18 protein-coding genes are annotated in these 17,764 nt (G+C 58.6%); 12 read left to right on the top strand and 6 right to left on the bottom strand.

Features of this window, described 5'->3' with window-relative positions; all coding sequences use genetic code 11:
* The first annotated feature begins 157 nt into the window (after positions 1–157).
* From AB1E37_RS05190 to mutS, 9 genes are all read left to right on the top strand, one after another.
* The gene (locus AB1E37_RS05190) at positions 158–2,521 is read left to right on the top strand and encodes a TonB-dependent receptor (protein ID WP_004174666.1); all 2,364 of its coding nucleotides are present in this window, start codon (positions 158–160) and stop codon (positions 2,519–2,521) included.
* Between the two features lie 71 nt (positions 2,522–2,592).
* A complete protein-coding gene (locus tag AB1E37_RS05185; protein ID WP_032448045.1) occupies positions 2,593–3,624 on the top strand; it encodes a hemin-degrading factor in 1,032 nt (343 codons plus the stop codon).
* Positions 3,621–4,439: a hemin ABC transporter substrate-binding protein gene (locus tag AB1E37_RS05180; RefSeq protein ID WP_004181072.1), complete on the top strand. Its 819-nt coding sequence runs from the start codon at positions 3,621–3,623 to the stop codon at positions 4,437–4,439. Before AB1E37_RS05185 ends, AB1E37_RS05180 begins: the two co-directional genes overlap by 4 nt.
* Positions 4,439–5,434, top strand: a complete 996-nt coding sequence (locus tag AB1E37_RS05175) for an iron ABC transporter permease (protein WP_004174663.1) — start codon at positions 4,439–4,441, stop codon at positions 5,432–5,434. The genes AB1E37_RS05180 and AB1E37_RS05175 overlap by 1 nt, the downstream gene beginning before the upstream one ends.
* The gene (locus tag AB1E37_RS05170; protein WP_004149516.1) at positions 5,427–6,206 is read left to right on the top strand and encodes a heme ABC transporter ATP-binding protein; all 780 of its coding nucleotides are present in this window, start codon (positions 5,427–5,429) and stop codon (positions 6,204–6,206) included. Before AB1E37_RS05175 ends, AB1E37_RS05170 begins: the two co-directional genes overlap by 8 nt.
* A 278-nt stretch (positions 6,207–6,484) precedes the next feature.
* On the top strand, positions 6,485–6,967 hold the full coding sequence (locus tag AB1E37_RS05165; RefSeq protein ID WP_002915094.1) for an Hcp family type VI secretion system effector: 483 nt from the start codon (positions 6,485–6,487) through the stop codon (positions 6,965–6,967).
* A gap of 11 nt (positions 6,968–6,978) precedes the next feature.
* Positions 6,979–7,428: an STM2901 family protein gene (locus tag AB1E37_RS05160; protein WP_004188736.1), complete on the top strand. Its 450-nt coding sequence runs from the start codon at positions 6,979–6,981 to the stop codon at positions 7,426–7,428.
* Positions 7,413–7,760 carry a DUF1493 family protein gene (locus tag AB1E37_RS05155; protein ID WP_008806210.1) on the top strand — a complete coding sequence of 116 codons (348 nt, stop codon included), beginning with the start codon at positions 7,413–7,415 and terminating at the stop codon, positions 7,758–7,760. Before AB1E37_RS05160 ends, AB1E37_RS05155 begins: the two co-directional genes overlap by 16 nt.
* 268 nt (positions 7,761–8,028) lie before the next feature.
* Positions 8,029–10,590: a DNA mismatch repair protein MutS gene (gene mutS / locus AB1E37_RS05150; protein WP_004151059.1), complete on the top strand. Its 2,562-nt coding sequence runs from the start codon at positions 8,029–8,031 to the stop codon at positions 10,588–10,590.
* 119 nt (positions 10,591–10,709) lie between these two features.
* On the opposite strand, the gene AB1E37_RS05145 is transcribed toward mutS, so the two are convergent.
* From AB1E37_RS05145 to AB1E37_RS05130, 4 genes are all read right to left on the bottom strand, one after another.
* Complete coding sequence (locus tag AB1E37_RS05145; protein ID WP_002915097.1) at positions 10,710–10,862, bottom strand: Hok/Gef family protein; 153 nt, start codon at positions 10,860–10,862, stop codon at positions 10,710–10,712.
* 337 nt (positions 10,863–11,199) lie between these two features.
* A complete protein-coding gene (locus AB1E37_RS05140) occupies positions 11,200–11,436 on the bottom strand; it encodes a non-oxidative hydroxyarylic acid decarboxylases subunit D (RefSeq protein ID WP_002915098.1) in 237 nt (78 codons plus the stop codon).
* Positions 11,437–11,446: 10 nt separating this feature from the next.
* On the bottom strand, positions 11,447–12,874 hold the full coding sequence (locus AB1E37_RS05135) for a non-oxidative hydroxyarylic acid decarboxylases subunit C (RefSeq protein ID WP_023285499.1): 1,428 nt from the start codon (positions 12,872–12,874) through the stop codon (positions 11,447–11,449).
* Complete coding sequence (locus AB1E37_RS05130; RefSeq protein WP_002915099.1) at positions 12,874–13,467, bottom strand: non-oxidative hydroxyarylic acid decarboxylases subunit B; 594 nt, start codon at positions 13,465–13,467, stop codon at positions 12,874–12,876. Before AB1E37_RS05130 ends, AB1E37_RS05135 begins: the two co-directional genes overlap by 1 nt.
* A gap of 173 nt (positions 13,468–13,640) precedes the next feature.
* On the opposite strand from AB1E37_RS05130, the gene AB1E37_RS05125 reads away from it, so the two are divergent.
* Complete coding sequence (locus tag AB1E37_RS05125) at positions 13,641–14,048, top strand: MarR family winged helix-turn-helix transcriptional regulator (protein WP_002915102.1); 408 nt, start codon at positions 13,641–13,643, stop codon at positions 14,046–14,048.
* Positions 14,049–14,056: 8 nt separating this feature from the next.
* On the opposite strand, the gene AB1E37_RS05120 is transcribed toward AB1E37_RS05125, so the two are convergent.
* Complete coding sequence (locus tag AB1E37_RS05120; RefSeq protein WP_004181081.1) at positions 14,057–14,944, bottom strand: LysR family transcriptional regulator; 888 nt, start codon at positions 14,942–14,944, stop codon at positions 14,057–14,059.
* 108 nt (positions 14,945–15,052) lie between these two features.
* Between AB1E37_RS05120 and AB1E37_RS05115 the strand changes: the two genes are divergently transcribed.
* Positions 15,053–16,255: an MFS transporter gene (locus AB1E37_RS05115; protein WP_032448047.1), complete on the top strand. Its 1,203-nt coding sequence runs from the start codon at positions 15,053–15,055 to the stop codon at positions 16,253–16,255.
* Positions 16,252–16,629, top strand: coding sequence for a hypothetical protein (locus AB1E37_RS05110; RefSeq protein ID WP_002915104.1), 378 nt, complete (start codon positions 16,252–16,254; stop codon positions 16,627–16,629). The genes AB1E37_RS05115 and AB1E37_RS05110 overlap by 4 nt, the downstream gene beginning before the upstream one ends.
* 52 nt (positions 16,630–16,681) lie before the next feature.
* Here AB1E37_RS05110 and rpoS read toward each other — a convergent pair whose 3' ends face one another.
* Positions 16,682–17,674: an RNA polymerase sigma factor RpoS gene (gene rpoS / locus AB1E37_RS05105; protein ID WP_002915106.1), complete on the bottom strand. Its 993-nt coding sequence runs from the start codon at positions 17,672–17,674 to the stop codon at positions 16,682–16,684.
* Between the last annotated feature and the right edge of the window lie 90 nt (positions 17,675–17,764).

The raw sequence follows: 17,764 nt of genomic DNA, 5'->3' as shown, positions 1-17,764 counted from the left end.
ACACATGATTATTTTGTTGCAAACGATAATACCTATCATTACCATTCGCAATCAACAAATGGAGTAAGACCCCATCCGCAACGGAAAAGACGGAGCAACCTGCAACTCTGGAAGTAACGCGTGAGCCGATACTAATAACGATCAAGGCGTGGCGACTATGTACAAATCGACTCCGTCAGCAGCATGGTGTAAAAAACGCCTGCTGGTGACCTCTTTGTTTGCAGCAATTTATCAGACTTCTGCCATCGCAGCAGATACTTCCGCCGTTAGCGGCGAGGCGGTGGATGACACCTCGGAACAAATGACCGTCACCGCCCCCGCGCCGGTGCAGAAAGCCGGTAGCGAACACAGCATCAGCGCCCGGGAGCTGGAGAATAAAGGCGCTAACGATTTCGGCTCAATCATGCGCTATGAGCCGCTCATTAGCGCCACCGGGGCCAGCGGCGGCTCCGGCAACGGCAAAAGCGGCTTCGACCGCGGAGGTTACACCGGCTACAACATTCGCGGTATGGAGAGCAACCGCGTCGGCATCGACGTAGACGGTATCGCGCAACCCAACGCCACCGGCCGCGGCTACGTCGGCCGCGCCGGGCTCAACACCTTCGGTATCGGCCGCGATTATATCGACCCGTATATGTACGGCAGCGTGGATATCCAGTCCGGCGCCACCTCGACGGAAACGGCCAACAGCGCTATCGGGGGGAATGTCTCCTTCCGCCCGAAATCGGCGGATGATTACCTGCGCCCGGGCAAGACCAGCGCCTTCGGCTACCGCAGCGGTTACGACTCTGCGGATCGCAGCTGGCACAACGGGGTGACCGTCGCCGGCGGCGATGAGTTCCTGCGCGGGATTTTGGTCTATAGCCGCCGTGACGGCCAGGAAACCGAAAACAACAGCGGCACCGTCGACGCCTACCCGGCGAACTGGCACTCCGATGCTTTTCTGGCCTCCGGGATCTGGCAGCCTAACGATGAGCACAAGCTGACCAGCACCTTCGACTATTACCATAAAACCAACCACACCCACTACGATACCTGGGACTCCAGCGGCAACAGCACCATCGGCACCGCCAACCAGACCAGCCAGACCCGGCGCTGGGGCCTGAGCCTGAAGGATGACTGGACGCCGATGAACGACTACCTCGACAGCGTCTCCACAAAAATCTACTACCAGCATACCGAAGCCCATGACTGGACTTATATGCCGGACAGCGTCACCCGCAGAATGCAGACGGTGAACTCTAACTACGATACCGACACCTGGGGCCTGCAGACCGCGCTGGCGAAAACCCTGGGCCGCCACGATCTGAGCGCCGGTTTCAACGCCAGCACCAGCAAAACCCAGCGGCCGTTCAGCCAGTCGCCGATCCCCAGCGTTTACAGCGAGATCATGCAGCCGGAGGCAGACAGCCGCAGCTACACCCTCGGCGGCTTTGTCCAGGATAAGATCAACTTCGACCTTGATAGCCACAACTTCGCCGTTATTCCCGGCGTGCGCGTGGTGCATCAATCGACTAAGCCGGAAAATCTGTCCGATCTCGCCGCCAACAGCAGCGTGCTGAGCGAATCGTCGGTGGCGAATCTGTACGGCAAAAACAGCGATACCCAGGTTCTGCCGTCGTTGACCTTCCAGTACGACCTCACCCCGCGCCTGATGACCTACCTGCAGTACCAGCGCGGGGCGCAGTTCCCCAACGCCAGCCAGCTGTATGGCTCCTGGAACCTCGGCTCCAGCTACGCCGGCAGCCAGCAGTATGCCCTGATCGGCAATACCGATCTGAAGACGGAAACCAGCGATAATCTCGAGTGGGGGCTGAAAGGGGAAGTTACCGAAGGCATCACCCTGCGCACGGCGCTGTTCTACAACAGCTATAAGAACTTTATCGCCTATACCCGCTATACCCGCGCCAACAATCCGGGCCAGTTCACGAATGTGCCGTCGAACATCTACACCATTTATCAGGCGGAAAACCGCGATAAAGCCTATATCTACGGCGGTGAGATTAGCACCAAATTTAACTTTGGCACCTGGTTTGAGCAGGTGGACGGCCTGAGCGCCACCCTCGCCCTCGGCTATAGCGAAGGGAAATCGAAATCCAGCTACAGCGGCGATAAATACGTCGACCTCGACAGCGTGGCGCCAATGAAAGCCATCGTCGGCGTGGCGTGGGACGATCCGGCGAAACGCTACGGCACCGCCCTGACGGCGACCTTTGTCAAAGGGAAACAGGCGACCGCCACCAACCGCGAAAGCTACAGCAACAGCGGATCCGCCATCACCGATGCCAGCAGCGACTATATGCGCGTGCCGGGCTACGGCATGCTGGACTGGACCGCGTACTGGCAGGTGGCGAAAAACGTGCGCCTCAATGGCGGGGTCTACAACCTCACCGATCGTAAATACTGGGATTACCTGAGCAGCCGCAATATCGAGACCGGCACCAACCAGGACGCCAACGATAAAGCGCTGGCGGTGATGCCGGGCCGCACCTGGCAGCTGGGCGTCAACGTCGACTTCTGATTGCCCGAATAATAACGCACCTGCCCCCGGCCCGCCGGCCGGGGATATTCATCGTCGAGAAGGATATGATTATGCCAAATGCACACCCTGACCTGTGGCAGCGCTACCAGGCCACCAAAGCGGCCAGTACCGCGAAATATGCCCGCGATATCGCCGCGGAAATGGGGATCAGCGAAGCCGAGCTGACCGCCGCCCGCCTCGGCCATGATGCCGTGCGCCTGAGCGATGACGCCCGGGCGCTGATTGCCGCCCTGGAGCGCGTCGGCGAAACCAAATGCATCTGCCGCAACGAGTATGCCGTGCATGAGCAGGTGGGCCAGTTCACGCACCAGCACCTCAGCGGCCACGCCGGGCTGGTGCTGAACCCGCGCGCGCTCGACCTGCGTCTGTTCCTCAGCCAGTGGGCCAGCGCCTTCCATCTGAACGATAATGGCCGTCAGAGCATCCAGTTTTTCGACCACCACGGCGACGCCCTGCTGAAAGTCTATGCGACCACGCAGACCGACATGGCGGCCTGGGAGACCCTGATCGCGGAATATCGGGTGGCGGCGCCGGCACCGCTGACCCTGCGCCCGCTGGAGCCGGTGAAATATGCCGATACCGCCGACGGCGCCGCCCTGGAGAACGACTGGCGCGCGATGACCGACGTTCACCAGTTCTTCGGTCTGCTGCGTAAATATCAGCTTTCCCGCCAGCAGGCCTTCCGTCTGGTGAGCGACGACCTCGCCTGCCACGTGGATCGCCATGCGCTGCCGTCGCTGCTGGAGACGGTGCGCCAGGAGGGCAATGAAATCATGATTTTCGTCGGCAATCGCGGCTGCGTGCAGATCTTTACCGGCGCCCTGGAAAAGCTGGCCACCATGCGCGGCTGGCTGAATATCTTCAATACTACTTTTACCCTGCATCTGCGCGAAGAGAGCGTCGATGAAGTGTGGGTGACCCGCAAGCCGACTTCGGACGGACACGTCACCAGCGTCGAACTGTTCGCTAAAGACGGCACCCAGATTGCCCAGCTCTACGGCCAGCGCAGCGAGGGGCACCCCGAGCAGACGCAATGGCGCCAGCAGGTAGACCGCCTGACCCGTGAAGGGCAGCCCGCATGATGCGCTGGTTACTGCTCTTGATCGCTTTCCCGCTGCTGAGTCACGCCGCCGTTGAGCGGCTCGTCACACTCGGCGGAGATGTCACTGAGATCGTTTATGCCCTTCACGCGGAGGAGAGCCTGGTGGCGCGGGACAGCACCAGCAGCTGGCCCCCGGCGGCGCAAAAGTTGCCGGACGTCGGCTACCTGCGACAGCTGAACGCCGAGGGGATCCTCGCGTTACGCCCGCAGCTGGTGTTAGCGAGCGCCCAGGCGCAGCCCTCGCTGGTCTTACACAAAGTGCAGGCGAGCGGGGTGAAGGTGGTGAACGTGCCGGGCGGCGAAAGTCTGTCCGCGATCGATAACAAAGTTGCTGTCATTGCCGAAGCGTTAGGCAAAACGGCGGCAGGCGACGCGCTGCGCCAGCAGCTTCAGCAGCAGATCGCCGCCATTCCAACGCAGCCGGTTGCTAAGCGGGTGCTGTTTATTCTCAGCCACGGCGGAATGAATACCCTGGTGGCCGGACAGCATACCGCGGCCGATGGCGCCATTCGCGCCGCCGGATTGCAGAACGCGATGCAGGGCTTCGACCACTATCGCGCCATGTCGCAGGAAGGGGTCGCCGCCAGCCAGGCGGATCTGGTGGTGATCTCCGCCGATGGTCTCAAAGGGATGGGCGGCGAAGCCGGGCTGTGGAAACTGCCCGGCCTGGCGCAGACCCCGGCGGGGCGTCATAAACAGCTGCTGACGATCGACGATATGGCCCTGCTGGGCTTCGGGCCGCGCACACCGCAGGCGATAATCGCGCTGAGAAATAAAGCGGAGCAGTTGCCCTGATGCGCCCTGCCCTCGCTCGCCGTTTGCTGCTGATGACGCTGCTGCTGGTCTCCCTGACGTTGTTTGCCACCACCCTCGGCGCCATGCGCTTGCCGCTGGTCAACCTGCTGCCTTCCGGGGATGACATGCTGCGCCATATCTGGCTGACCATCCGTCTGCCGCGGGTGCTGCTGGCCCTGCTGGTGGGCGCGGCGCTGGCCCTCTCCGGCTGCGTGATGCAGGGGCTGTTTCGCAACCCGCTTGCCGACCCGGGCCTGCTGGGCATCAGCAGCGGCGCCGCGCTGGCGGTGGCCAGCTGGCTGGTGCTCCCGTTCTCCGCTGCGGGGCTGATCGCTCTGTATATGCCGATGCTGGCGGCGTTTATTGGCAGCCTGGCGGTGATGGTGGTGATTTTCATCCTCAGTCGGGCGGAGGAGGGTTCGCTGTCGCGCCTGCTGCTGGTGGGGATCGCCATCAACGCGCTGTGCGGCGCGCTGGTCGGCGTCCTGTCCTGGCTGAGCAATGACGCCCAGCTGCGCCAGCTGTCGCTGTGGGGAATGGGCAGTCTGGGCCAGGCCGAATGGCCGACGCTGCTGGTGGCCGCGACCTTGATTATCCCGGCGGCGCTGGCGGTGTGGTGGATGGCGTCCCGCCTCAATCTGCTGCAGCTTGGCGATGAAGAGGCGCACTATCTTGGGGTCAACGTGCAGGCGCTGCAGCGCTGGCTGCTGCTGTGCAGCGCGGTGCTGGTGGCCGTCGCGGTGGCCATCAGCGGAGTCATCGGCTTTATCGGCCTGGTGGTGCCGCACCTGATGCGCCTGTGGCTGGGACCGGACCATCGCGGACTGATCCCCGGCTCGCTGCTGGCCGGCGCGATCCTGCTTCTGCTGGCCGACACCCTGGCCCGCACCGTGGCGGCGCCGGCGGAGATACCGGTCGGTCTGCTCACCAGCCTGCTGGGCGCCCCCTGGTTTCTGTGGCTGGTCTTTCGTCGGGAGAACTCCAGACATGGTTAATGAATACTGCGCCCAGGGGCTGTCACTTCACCTTGGTAAACGACAGATTATCGACAACGTCTCCGTCGCGCTGCGCGGCGGCGAGATGACGGCGCTTATCGGGCCGAACGGCGCCGGGAAATCCACTCTGCTGCGCCTGTTGACCGGCTATCTGACTCCGGACAGCGGCACCCGCCATCTTGCAGGCAAGCCGCTGGAGGCCTGGTCCCCCGAGGCGCTGTCGCGCCGGCGGGCGGTCATGCTGCAGCGAACGGCCCTGCAGGCCGACTGGACGGTGGAAACGGTCATTGCCATGGGACGCTCACCGTGGGGCGCGACGGCGGATCCGGCGGTGCTGGCGGCGGTGATGGCCGTCACCGGCTGCGATGGCCTTGCCGGTCGCCGCTATCCCGGCCTCTCCGGCGGCGAGCAGCAGCGGGTACAGCTGGCCCGCTGTCTGGCGCAGCTATGGCGCGACGGCGCGCCGCAGGGCTGGCTGTTTCTCGATGAGCCCACCTCGGCGCTGGACCTTTACTATCAGCAGCACCTGCTGCGTTTGCTCAAACGGCTCACCGCCGGCGGGCAACTGCACGTCTGCGTGGTGCTGCATGACCTTAACCTCGCCGCCCTGTGGGCCGACCGCATTCTGTTGCTTCACCAGGGACATCTGGTCGCCCAGGGCACGCCGCAGGAGGTGATCCAGCAGCCGGTTATCCATCGCTGGTACGGGGCGGATGTCCGCCTCGTCCAGCACCCGGACAACGCGGTCCCCCAGGTTTATCTGGCGCCATAATCCCCGCGCGGCGCAACTGGAATCCGGATCGCGCCGCGCTTACGCTTTCTGGCAATAATTGCCTGCATTATATTATTGAGGGTCATTTATATTTAAAATCTATACCAATGGCGTAATAACCCAATGAAATATTTACGACAGCTATTTTTAAATATAAACCATCATTACAGAGAAGATATTTCCCGTATTAATCCAAAAACGACACATTGATTATTTACTGCGCTTAATCAACTCGATACACTGTTTTCTTACTAATGATAATAGAGGGAAGAAGAAGCATGGCTATTCCAGGTAATATGTGGATATACGACGACGGTGGGGCACTAATCAAAGGTGGTTGTGATGTTGCAGACAGGGAGTTCAGCATCGAATTTAAAGGGTTTCATCACAATCTCTCCATTCCCACTGATAATGCCACTGGCAAGCCTACCGGCACTCGTCAGCACTCACCAATGATCATCGTTAAAGAATTCGACTATTCCAGTCCATACCTCTACAAAGCAGTAGCTACTGGTCAGAACCTGAAATCTGCTGAAATCAAATGGTATAAAATCAGCGATGCTGGTCAAGAAGTGGAATACTTCAATATGCTACTTGAAGGCGTCCGAATCGTATCAATATCTCCTACAATGGCTTCCCCAGAAGACAAGAACAACAACCATCTTGAATCTGTCGAACTTAGATATGAGAAGATCACCTGGAAACATTGTGACGGAAATATAATTTTCACCGATGCCTGGAATGAAAGACAAACAGCATAATAGATGAGCAAATGGATACGACAGAAGAACTAAATGGAACCTATTTCTATCACGGACAATCCAATCTTTCGGCTGGTGAACTTTTTGATGTCATTTTTCTTGAACAATTTTGTGACGAACTTGGCATTGGTATTGAATCTGGTGCCGCTATCCTCGCCGGGCAACCTTGGCTAAAAACCAGAACAAAGCCAGGAGAGGCAATAAAAGGAACAAGTGTTGTTTCTAAATATGGAAGGATGCTTCTGAGAAATGCAAAAACTCCATTTGGTATTAGGGTTCCTACACCCGTTGGTGTAAGAATGAGAAAAACGAATAGTCTTGCTGCTGTTATCGCCCGTTATGTTCCGTGGTTAGGTTGGATAGGACTTGTAAACTCAATTTATCAAGTTTCAAGAAAAACTCAGGAAAAATACAACCTAATAGCTCGCCCCAAAGACCGTATACAATGGACATCCTTTTAATGAAAAGCATTCAAGATCAGGTTTTAGACTTGTTTAAAGATGAGATCTCAACCCGTTTAGATAAAAATTGGAAAGAAATCCCATTGGAACTTGATTATGACTTATTTGATGCTCCCGGCGACGATCTGCATGACGCTTTAAATAAATTTGAACAAAAATTTAATGTTGATCTTTCCAGTGTTAAATGGTCGTGTTATTTCCCTTGGGAGAATACTCCAATGCTAACTCGGTGGTTTAAAGTAAAACGAGAAGATGTAGAAAAAACGCGTAAACCTTTAACTATCAAAATGTTTGCCGAATCAGCAAAAGCAGGTAAATGGCTTTACGACTAGCAACCACAAGCCGTTGTCGTAACGAGGTCTACGGCCAGAAGGCAGAACAACATCGACGGCGAACGTAATGTATGAAGACGATCGCGTGGCGGCGGTTCAATTACTGTGACGGTACCCCGCCCCCTCTGCAACTGGAATCCGGATCGCGCCGCGTGCTTTCGTCGGTTTCCCTCACCTGCCCATCTCCGTTATTATGTCTCATCCATGTGATAACGACGACAACTACAAAATCGCAGCCATTTCAAATCAGGGATCTGGATAACACCCCATGAGCACAATTGACAATCTCGACGCCCACACGCCGATGATGCAGCAGTATCTCAAGCTGAAGGCGCAACATCCTGACATTCTACTGTTTTACCGGATGGGGGATTTTTACGAGCTATTTTATGACGATGCGAAACGCGCCTCGCAGCTGCTCGATATCTCGCTGACCAAGCGCGGCGCCTCCGCGGGCGAACCGATACCCATGGCCGGCATCCCCCACCACGCCGTAGAGAACTACCTCGCCAAACTGGTCAATCAGGGCGAGTCGGTGGCCATTTGCGAGCAGATTGGCGACCCGGCCACCACCAAGGGGCCGGTCGAGCGTAAAGTGGTGCGTATCGTCACCCCGGGCACCATTAGCGATGAAGCGCTGCTGCAGGAGCGCCAGGACAACCTGCTGGCCGCCATCTGGCAGGACAGCAAGGGCTTCGGCTACGCGACGCTGGATATCAGCTCCGGGCGCTTTCGCCTGAGCGAACCGGCCGACCGCGAAACCATGGCGGCAGAGCTGCAACGCACCAACCCGGCGGAACTGCTGTATGCGGAAGATTTTGCCGAATCGTCGCTGATCGAGGGCCGCCGCGGTCTGCGCCGTCGCCCGCTGTGGGAATTTGAAATCGACACCGCGCGCCAGCAGCTAAACCTGCAGTTCGGCACCCGCGATCTGGTCGGCTTCGGCGTCGAAAACGCCCCGCGCGGCCTGTGCGCCGCCGGCTGCCTGCTGCAGTATGTCAAAGACACCCAGCGTACCTCGCTGCCGCACATCCGCTCCATCACCATGGAACGCCAGCAGGACAGCATCATTATGGATGCCGCCACCCGCCGTAACCTCGAGATCACCCAGAATCTGGCCGGCGGCACCGACAACACCCTGGCCTCGGTACTCGACTGTACGGTGACGCCGATGGGTAGCCGGATGCTCAAGCGCTGGCTGCATATGCCGGTCCGCGATACCGCCGTGCTGGTGGAGCGCCAGCAGACCATCGGCGCGCTGCAGGAGCGCTATACCGAGCTGCAGCCGGTGCTGCGCCAGGTCGGCGATCTGGAGCGTATTCTGGCGCGTCTGGCGCTGCGTACCGCCCGGCCGCGCGATCTTGCCCGCATGCGTCATGCCCTGCAGCAACTGCCTCTGCTGCGTGAGCTGCTGGCCGACGTTGACAGTCAGCCGGTGCAAAAATTGCGCGAGAAAATGGGCGAGTTCACCGAACTGCGCGAACTGCTGGAGCGCGCGGTGATCGACGCCCCGCCGGTGCTGGTCCGCGACGGCGGGGTCATCGCCCCGGGCTATAGCGAAGAGCTGGACGAGTGGCGGGCGCTGGCCGATGGCGCCACCGATTATCTCGATAAACTGGAGATCCGCGAGCGCGAGCGGCTGGGCCTCGATACCCTGAAAGTCGGCTACAACGCCGTCCACGGCTACTACATCCAGATCAGCCGCGGCCAGAGCCACCTCGCGCCGATCCACTACGTGCGCCGCCAGACGCTGAAAAACGCCGAACGCTACATTATTCCTGAGCTGAAGGAATACGAAGATAAGGTGCTGACCTCCAAGGGCAAAGCGCTGGCGCTGGAAAAACAGCTTTATGACGAACTGTTCGACCTGCTGCTGCCGCATCTCGCCGATCTGCAAACCAGCGCCAGCGCGCTGGCCGAGCTGGACGTGCTGGTCAACCTGGCGGAACGCGCGGAAACCCTGAACTACTGCTGCCCGACCTTTAGCGATAAGCCAGGCATTCGCATCAGCGAAGGCCGCCATCCGGTGGTCGAGCAGGTGCTGAAAGAGCCGTTTATCGCTAACCCGCTGCAGCTGGCGCCGCAGCGGCGGATGCTGATCATTACCGGGCCGAACATGGGCGGTAAAAGTACCTATATGCGCCAGACCGCGCTGATTGCGCTACTGGCCTATATCGGCAGCTACGTCCCGGCGCAGAAGGTGGAGATCGGGCCCATCGATCGCATCTTCACCCGCGTCGGCGCGGCGGATGACCTGGCCAGCGGCCGCTCGACCTTTATGGTGGAGATGACTGAAACCGCCAATATCCTGCACAATGCCACCGAGCATAGCCTGGTGCTGATGGATGAGATTGGCCGCGGCACGTCCACCTACGACGGGCTATCGCTGGCGTGGGCCTGTGCGGAAAATCTGGCCAACAAAATCAAGGCGCTGACGCTGTTCGCCACCCACTACTTCGAGCTCACCCAGCTGCCGGAGAAAATGGAAGGCGTCGCCAACGTCCACCTCGATGCCCTGGAGCACGGCGATACCATCGCCTTTATGCACAGCGTGCAGGACGGCGCGGCCAGCAAGAGCTATGGCCTGGCGGTCGCCGCGCTGGCGGGGGTGCCGAAAGAGGTGATCAAGCGCGCGCGGCAGAAACTGCGCGAGCTGGAGAGTATCTCGCCCAACGCGGCGGCGACCCAGGTCGACGGCACGCAGATGTCGCTACTCGCCGCCCCGGAAGAGACCTCGCCTGCGGTTGAGGCGCTGGAGAATCTTGATCCGGACTCCCTGACCCCGCGTCAGGCGCTGGAGTGGATCTACCGTCTGAAAAGCCTGGTCTAGCCACCCATTAAGGTGAAAAACGGCAGCGCTGTGAAGCGCTGCCGTTTTAGTAAACAAAAAAATGGGTGCTAGAGGATGCGTCCTGACAACCCATACGCGGGATTGCCCTCGCGCGGATGCTACTTCTTCGATTCATAAGCGAGAACAGCTTTAAACTCAATATTACGCTCTTTAATACTCAGCTCGCATAGTGAGCTGTGCACCAACAGCGTAAATCCCAGTACCGTAATACAGAGTACGATGATTGCCACAAGGGCATATTTTGTCAGCATATCTTGCCTCCCTGCAAAGAAGAGACTAACATCTGAATTGTCTATGTTCATTCGCTAGCCTCAGTTGATAGAAATATCTCTTGGGGCTTTCGTCTGTCTGGGGTCCTGGTAATGCTCAAGGCCAGACAGCCTCAAGCACCCGCCGCAATTCTACACTCGTCAGGGCGTGAAATTTATCTGCAAGGAATTAATCAGACGGAATTTATAATAATCTGGATGCAGGCTCGCAAAGTCATCTCAGTATATTAACCCTTCACGTAATTTTTTAATTTATTGAAAAAATAATTTCCATAATTGTACTAAATATAAAAAGGCCCGACTTAGCGGGCCCCTTTCATTAACGCTTATCTTCCGGCAATAGCGGCGGTACGTGCGGCACCTGCGGCGCCTCATCGATATCTTTCTGCGTCATGCGGAACGCTTCCGGATAGTGTTCGCGGCTGGTGCGGCGCAGCGGCTCGGTATCTCGCCAGGTGTAAAGACAGTGCTGGCACTGATACACGGTCCAGACCCCTTTCACCGGCGAGGTCGCCATGACTTCAATCTTTTCATCGGCGCAACGTGGACAAATCATCTTCTTCTCCTTATTTACGGTTGGCCAGCATAGCGGTCAGTTTTTCAGCCCAGGCTTTGGTTTCCGGCAGATCCTGCACCGGCTGGCTGTAGTGACCGCGAAGGTCCGGCGCAACCGGGGTGGTGGCGTCGATAATCAGTTTGTCGGTAATGCCTGCCGGGCTGGAGCCTGGGTCAAGTTCAAGGACCGACATGTTCGGCAACTGCACCAGGTCTCCCGCCGGGTTAACCTTCGAGGAGAGCGCCCACATCACCTGCGGCAGGTTGAACGGGTCGACGTCTTCATCAACCATGATCACCATCTTCACATAGCCGAGGCCGTGGGGAGTGGTCATCGCCCGCAGGCCCACCGCGCGGGCAAAACCGCCGTAGCGTTTTTTGGTGGAGATGATCGCCAGCAGACCATGGGTGTACATGGCGTTGACCGCCTGCACTTCCGGAAATTCGGCCTTCAGCTGCTGATACAGCGGTACGCAGGTCGCCGGGCCCATCAGATAGTCAATCTCGGTCCACGGCATACCGAGGTAGAGCGATTCAAAAATCGGTTTGCTGCGATAAGAGACTTTGTCGATACGCACTACCGTCATGTTACGACCGCCGGAGTAGTGACCGGTAAATTCACCGAACGGCCCCTCGATCTCACGCTTACGCCCTTCAATGACCCCTTCGAGGATCACTTCCGAACCCCAGGGCACGTCAAAGCCGGTCAGCGGCGCGGTAGCGATGGGATACGGGCTCTCGCGCAGCGCGCCAGCCATCTCATATTCAGACTGATCGTATTTCAGCGGCGTGGCGCCCATCAGGGTAATAATCGGGTCGTTACCGAGGGTAATGGCGATCGGCAGATCTTCCCCACGCTCTTCCGCTTTGTGCAGATGCAGCGCGATATCGTGCATCGGTACCGGCTGCAGGCCGAGCTTGCGCTTGCCTTTCACTTCCATGCGGTAGATACCGACGTTTTGCTTACCGAAGTTATCTTTATCCAGCGGATCGCGTGAAACGACACAGGCTTTATCGAGGTAGAAACCGCCGTCACCATCGTTGAGGCGGAACAGCGGCAGAATATCGAACAGGTTGATATCATCGCCATCAACAGTATTTTCTTCCCACGCCGGGTTGGCGCGGCGCTCTGGCGTCACCGGGAAGTTATCCCAGCGGCGAATGAACTCATCAATCTGCTTTTTCACCGGCGTGTTAGGCGGCAGGCCCAGCGAGATGGCATGGTTCTGCCACGAGCCGATGGTGTTCATCGTCACGCGAGCGTCGTTAAAGCCGCGAATATTATCGAACCACAGCGCCGGGGCACCGTCGCCGATGCGTCCGGTCGCATTGGCGGCCGCCGCCAGATCGGGCTCAGCGTTCACCTCTTCACTGATTTTCAGCAGTTGTCCCTGGTCATCCAGCGCCTGCAAAAAGCTGCGCAAATCATCAAAAGCCATTATTCGATCTCCTGTGCAAATTGTTCTGCCGTGCGCAAGCCGTTCCAGCGGCGCGCTTTGTGATAGTCGAGGCCAAACTGATCCAGCACCCGGGTGACGATATGATTGGTGATATCGTCAACCGTCTCCGGGTGGTTGTAGTAAGCTGGCATCGGCGGGACCATCGCCACGCCCATGCGGGACAGCGCCAGCATGTTCTCCAGATGGATCGTGCTGAGCGGCATTTCCCGCGGGACCAACACCAGCTTGCGCCCCTCTTTGAGCACCACGTCCGCCGCGCGGCCCACCAGCCCTTCGGCATAACCCGCGCGAATGCCTGCAAGCGTTTTCATACTGCAGGGAATAACGATCATGCCGTCGGTACGAAATGAACCGGATGAGATGGTGGCGGCCTGGTCTGCCGGGCTGTGGGAAAAGTCCGCCAGCGCGGCCACTTCGCGCGCCGTCCAGGGCGTTTCCAGCTCGATGGTGGTTTTGGCCCATTTCGACATCACCAGATGGGTTTCCACCTCCGGCATATCGCGCAGCGCCTGCAGCAATGCCACCCCAAGCGGTGCCCCGGTGGCCCCCGTCATCCCAATAATCAGTTTCATTCCAGACCTCATTACTTTTGTTCGTGTACGAACTTTATATTTAAACTACCCCCTCCAACTCTTATTGGCAAGATCGTTCGTATACGTGCGCATTTTTAATCAAAACGCAGAAAGGGTATAAAAAGGCGTACGAACGGCTATCATAGAGGTGACAGTTTTGTTACGGAGTATTCATGGAGTTACGAAACGAAGCATTCCACCTGCTGCGCCAGCTTTTTCAACAGCATACCGCCCGCTGGCAGCAGGCGTTGCCGGACCTGACTAAACCTCAGTATGCGGTGATGCGCTCGGTAGCGGAGCACCCCGGGATCGAACAGGTGGCGCTGATTGAAGCGGCGGTCAGCACCAAGGCTACGCTGGCGGAGATGCTCAGCCGAATGGAAGCGCGCGGCCTGGTGCGCCGGGAGCACGATCCGGCCGATAAACGCCGCCGTTTTGTCTATCTGACCGACGAAGGCGAGGCGTTGCTTAACCGTTCCATTCCGCAGGGCAATGAGGTCGATGACGAGTTTCTCGGCCGCCTGAGCGATGACGAGCGCGAGCAGTTCTCCCGGCTGGTGCACAAAATGATGGCGCCCTGAACGGGCGCTTAACCGACCTTCTCGCGCAGGAAGTCAATAAATGCCCGCACCCGGGTCGGCAAATGCTGCGAGTCGGGATAAAGGGCATACACGCCCTGCTGTGGGAAATGGTATTCCGGCAGGAGCGGCACCAGCTCCCGCTGCGCCACCTTTTTGGCTACCAGCCATGCGGGCAGCAAGGCGACGCCGCATCCCGCCAGAGCAAAGCTCATCAGCGCCGTAGCGCTATCAGCAGAAAACCGCGGCGCGCTGGCTATCGCGAAATCCACCTCTGTCTGGTGATCCGTGCGCAGCTGCCAGCGCAGCGGCGTCGGCAGGCGCTCGTGAATAATCCACTCAGCTTGCGCCAGATCGGACAGCGTCTGCACCGGATGGCTTGCCAGCCAGGCCGGAGAGGCGACGGGCAGGATCGCGAAACTGGCTATCCGCGTCGCACGATAGCGGGAATCGGCCAGCGTACCGAGGCGTATCGCCACATCAAATCGTTCTGAAATGAGGTCGGCATGATGGGAGGAGGAGACGTGGCGCACCCGCAGCGCCGGATGACGACGGGCGAACGCGGCCAGCGCTGGAATGATAACCTGCGCGCCATACTCCGGCGTGGTGGTGATCCGGAGCTCCCCGCTTAAGCCGCTATGGCTGGCCCGCACCTCATCCTGGAGATTTTCCGCCGCGTTCAGGAGCGCCACCCCGCGCTGATAGAACAGCACCCCGGCGTCAGTGAGCCGCAAACGCCGCGTCGAACGCAGCAGCAGTGTCACCCCCAGCTCATTTTCCAGCTGCCGTACGTTAAAGCTGACCACCGCCTTGGTCTGCCCCAGCGCCGCTGCGGCCAGGGTGAAACTGCCGGCATCTACCACGGCGATAAACATGGTCACGCGCTGAAGATTAAGCATCGTCGTCCGGATGATTGTCAAAAATATTCAGACAGTATATCCCGATTAGTCCCGTTTATCCCTCGCTGCGGCAGGTTTACAGTAGCCGCCTGTCTGAGGGAGTGAACCATGACCTACCGCCACCGCGTTGCCACCGTTTTTCTGTTCGGCTTTTTTCTCGATTTGATCAATATGTTTATCGCCAGCATCGCCTTTCCGGCAATCAGCCGCGCGCTGGCGGTTTCCGTCTCGCAGCTGGCGTGGGTCAGTAATGCCTATATTCTCGGTCTGACGGTCGTTGTGCCGTTCAGCGCCTGGCTCAGCGAGCGCTGGGGGGCGAAACGGCTGTTTTTACTCTCGCTGGGGCTGTTCAGCCTCGGCGCGCTGGCGGCAGGACTTGCCAACAGCCTGAGCGAACTAATTTTATGGCGGACGCTGCAGGGGATGGGCGGCGGGCTGTTAATCCCCCTCGGCCAGGCGCTGACGTGGCCGCTGTTTCAGCCGCATGAGCGGGCGAAGCTGTCGGCGGCGGTGATGCTGGTCGGCCTGCTGGCCCCCGCCTGCTCGCCGGCGATCGGCGGCCTGTTAGTCGAGGCGTTCAGCTGGCGCTGGGTCTTTTTCGCCAGCCTGCCTGTGGCTCTGCTAACCTTTGTGCTGGCGGTGCGATGGCTGAACGACACCCCCGGTCCGGTTCGCCCGACTCGCTTTCTTCCACTGTCGCTGCTGGCCGATCCCCTGCTGCGCTTCGCGATGCTGATCTACCTCTGCGTGCCGGGGATGTTTATTGGCGTCAACGTGGTGGGGATGTACTACCTGCAACGCGTCACCGGGATGGCGCCGGGAGCAATCGGTGCCCTGATGGTGCCCTGGTCGCTGGCCTCGTTTGCCGCCATCACCTTTACCGGCAGATATTTCAACCGCTTCGGGCCCCGGCCGCTGGTCGTCATCGGCTGCCTGCTTCAGGCGATGGGGATCATGCTGCTGCTGAAGATCGATGCGGACAGCCAGCTGGCGCTGTTGATTCTGGCCTTTACGCTGATGGGCGGCGGAGGCAGCTTATGCAGCAGCACCGCGCAAAGCAGCGCTTTCCTGCATACGCCTGCCGAAGAGATGCCTGACGCCAGCGCGCTATGGAATCTTAACCGCCAGCTCAGCTTCTTTGCCGGCAGCGCCCTGCTCGCCCTGCTGCTGAGGGTATTCCCGCCGGCCTACGCCTGGCAGGGGGTATTTATTAGCGCCGCCGTCATTACCCTGTTGCCGCTGCTGTTTTGCCTGCGGCTGAATAATCGGGCGATTATCCATCGCCTGCACACCACTCTGGAGAAGTCATGAATCCTTATCTGCAGGAAGTCCTCGATGCCCATGTCCTTATCGAACGCTGGTTAAGCCATGGCGAAGGAAGCGCTGAGGCGCTGATGAAGCGTTTTGCCGCCGATTTTACCATGATCCCCTTGAGCGGTGAGAAGATGGACTACCCAACGGTGAGCCGTTTTTTCCATCACGCCGGCGGCAGCCGTCCGGGGTTAGATATCGTAGTGGATCAGATGGAAATCATCAGCGAGTGGCACGACGGCGCCGCAGTGCTATATCGTGAAAGCCAAACGCTGGCGGATAGCAGTCAGAACGTTCGCTGGTCGACGGCGATTTTTCAGCAAGCGGAAGGGAAAATTGTCTGGCGCCATCTGCAGGAAACCCGCCTCGGCTAGCCCAAAGAAAAAGGCCCCGACTTTCGAGGGGGCCTTTTTGACAGAAAACGTCTTATTCGCGGAAGAGCGCTTCGATATTCAGCCCCTGTCCCTGCAGAATTTCCCGCAGGCGACGCAGACCTTCCACCTGGATCTGCCGCACGCGTTCGCGGGTCAGGCCAATTTCACGGCCCACATCCTCCAGCGTGGCAGCTTCATAACCCAGCAGACCAAAACGACGTGCCAGAACTTCACGCTGCTTGGCGTTCAGTTCGAACAGCCATTTGACGATACTTTGCTTCATATCATCGTCCTGCGTGGTGTCTTCCGGGCCGTTCTCTTTCTCATCGGCCAGAATATCCAGCAGCGCTTTTTCTGAATCGCCACCCAGCGGAGTATCCACGGAGGTGATGCGCTCGTTCAGACGCAGCATACGGCTGACGTCATCGACCGGTTTGTCCAGCTGTTCGGCGATCTCTTCCGCGCTAGGCTCGTGGTCCAGCTTATGGGACAACTCGCGCGCGGTACGCAGATAGACGTTCAGCTCTTTAACAATATGGATCGGCAAACGGATCGTACGGGTTTGGTTCATGATCGCCCGTTCAATAGTCTGGCGGATCCACCAGGTCGCGTAGGTCGAAAAACGGAACCCACGTTCCGGGTCAAACTTCTCAACGGCGCGGATCAGGCCGAGGTTACCTTCTTCAATCAGATCCAGCAGCGCCAGACCACGATTGCTGTAACGACGGGCAATCTTCACCACCAGACGCAAGTTACTTTCAATCATGCGACGGCGTGAAGCGACATCACCACGCAGTGCGCGACGCGCGAAATAGACTTCCTCTTCCGCGGTCAGCAGTGGGGAATAACCAATCTCTCCAAGATAAAGCTGAGTGGCGTCAAGTACGCGCTGGGTTGCGCCTTGCGACAGCAGCTCTTCCTCAGCCAGATCGCTATCACTGGGTTCCTCTTCTACTAAGGCTTTCTCGTCGAAAACCTCAATTCCGTTCTCATCAAATTCCGCGTCTTCATTTAAATCATGAACTTTCAGCGTATTCTGACTCATAAAGGTGGCTCCTACCCGTGATCCCTGAGCAAAGCACCTTCCACGGCACATCAACAAACGACGCCTGGACGATTTCCCCTGCCCTCTCTG

The organism is Klebsiella sp. Shm-1 (assembly GCF_040804525.1).
Lineage (GTDB): Bacteria > Pseudomonadota > Gammaproteobacteria > Enterobacterales > Enterobacteriaceae > Klebsiella > Klebsiella pneumoniae.
This window is presented reverse-complemented; position numbering and strand designations above follow the sequence as displayed.

What these genes read in the sequence shown, in the direction of transcription:
- AB1E37_RS05190 (WP_004174666.1), top strand. Translation starts at nt 158, where the DNA reads ATGTACAAATCGACTCCGTCAGCAGCATGGTGTAAAAAACGCCTGCTG.
- AB1E37_RS05185 (WP_032448045.1), top strand. Translation starts at nt 2,593, where the DNA reads ATGCCAAATGCACACCCTGACCTGTGGCAGCGCTACCAGGCCACCAAA.
- AB1E37_RS05180 (WP_004181072.1), top strand. Translation starts at nt 3,621, where the DNA reads ATGATGCGCTGGTTACTGCTCTTGATCGCTTTCCCGCTGCTGAGTCAC.
- AB1E37_RS05175 (WP_004174663.1), top strand. Translation starts at nt 4,439, where the DNA reads ATGCGCCCTGCCCTCGCTCGCCGTTTGCTGCTGATGACGCTGCTGCTG.
- AB1E37_RS05170 (WP_004149516.1), top strand. Translation starts at nt 5,427, where the DNA reads ATGGTTAATGAATACTGCGCCCAGGGGCTGTCACTTCACCTTGGTAAA.
- AB1E37_RS05165 (WP_002915094.1), top strand. Translation starts at nt 6,485, where the DNA reads ATGGCTATTCCAGGTAATATGTGGATATACGACGACGGTGGGGCACTA.
- AB1E37_RS05160 (WP_004188736.1), top strand. Translation starts at nt 6,979, where the DNA reads ATGGATACGACAGAAGAACTAAATGGAACCTATTTCTATCACGGACAA.
- AB1E37_RS05155 (WP_008806210.1), top strand. Translation starts at nt 7,413, where the DNA reads ATGGACATCCTTTTAATGAAAAGCATTCAAGATCAGGTTTTAGACTTG.
- mutS (WP_004151059.1), top strand. Translation starts at nt 8,029, where the DNA reads ATGAGCACAATTGACAATCTCGACGCCCACACGCCGATGATGCAGCAG.
- AB1E37_RS05145 (WP_002915097.1), bottom strand. Translation starts at nt 10,862, where the DNA reads ATGCTGACAAAATATGCCCTTGTGGCAATCATCGTACTCTGTATTACG.
- AB1E37_RS05140 (WP_002915098.1), bottom strand. Translation starts at nt 11,436, where the DNA reads ATGATTTGTCCACGTTGCGCCGATGAAAAGATTGAAGTCATGGCGACC.
- AB1E37_RS05135 (WP_023285499.1), bottom strand. Translation starts at nt 12,874, where the DNA reads ATGGCTTTTGATGATTTGCGCAGCTTTTTGCAGGCGCTGGATGACCAG.
- AB1E37_RS05130 (WP_002915099.1), bottom strand. Translation starts at nt 13,467, where the DNA reads ATGAAACTGATTATTGGGATGACGGGGGCCACCGGGGCACCGCTTGGG.
- AB1E37_RS05125 (WP_002915102.1), top strand. Translation starts at nt 13,641, where the DNA reads ATGGAGTTACGAAACGAAGCATTCCACCTGCTGCGCCAGCTTTTTCAA.
- AB1E37_RS05120 (WP_004181081.1), bottom strand. Translation starts at nt 14,944, where the DNA reads ATGCTTAATCTTCAGCGCGTGACCATGTTTATCGCCGTGGTAGATGCC.
- AB1E37_RS05115 (WP_032448047.1), top strand. Translation starts at nt 15,053, where the DNA reads ATGACCTACCGCCACCGCGTTGCCACCGTTTTTCTGTTCGGCTTTTTT.
- AB1E37_RS05110 (WP_002915104.1), top strand. Translation starts at nt 16,252, where the DNA reads ATGAATCCTTATCTGCAGGAAGTCCTCGATGCCCATGTCCTTATCGAA.
- rpoS (WP_002915106.1), bottom strand. Translation starts at nt 17,674, where the DNA reads ATGAGTCAGAATACGCTGAAAGTTCATGATTTAAATGAAGACGCGGAA.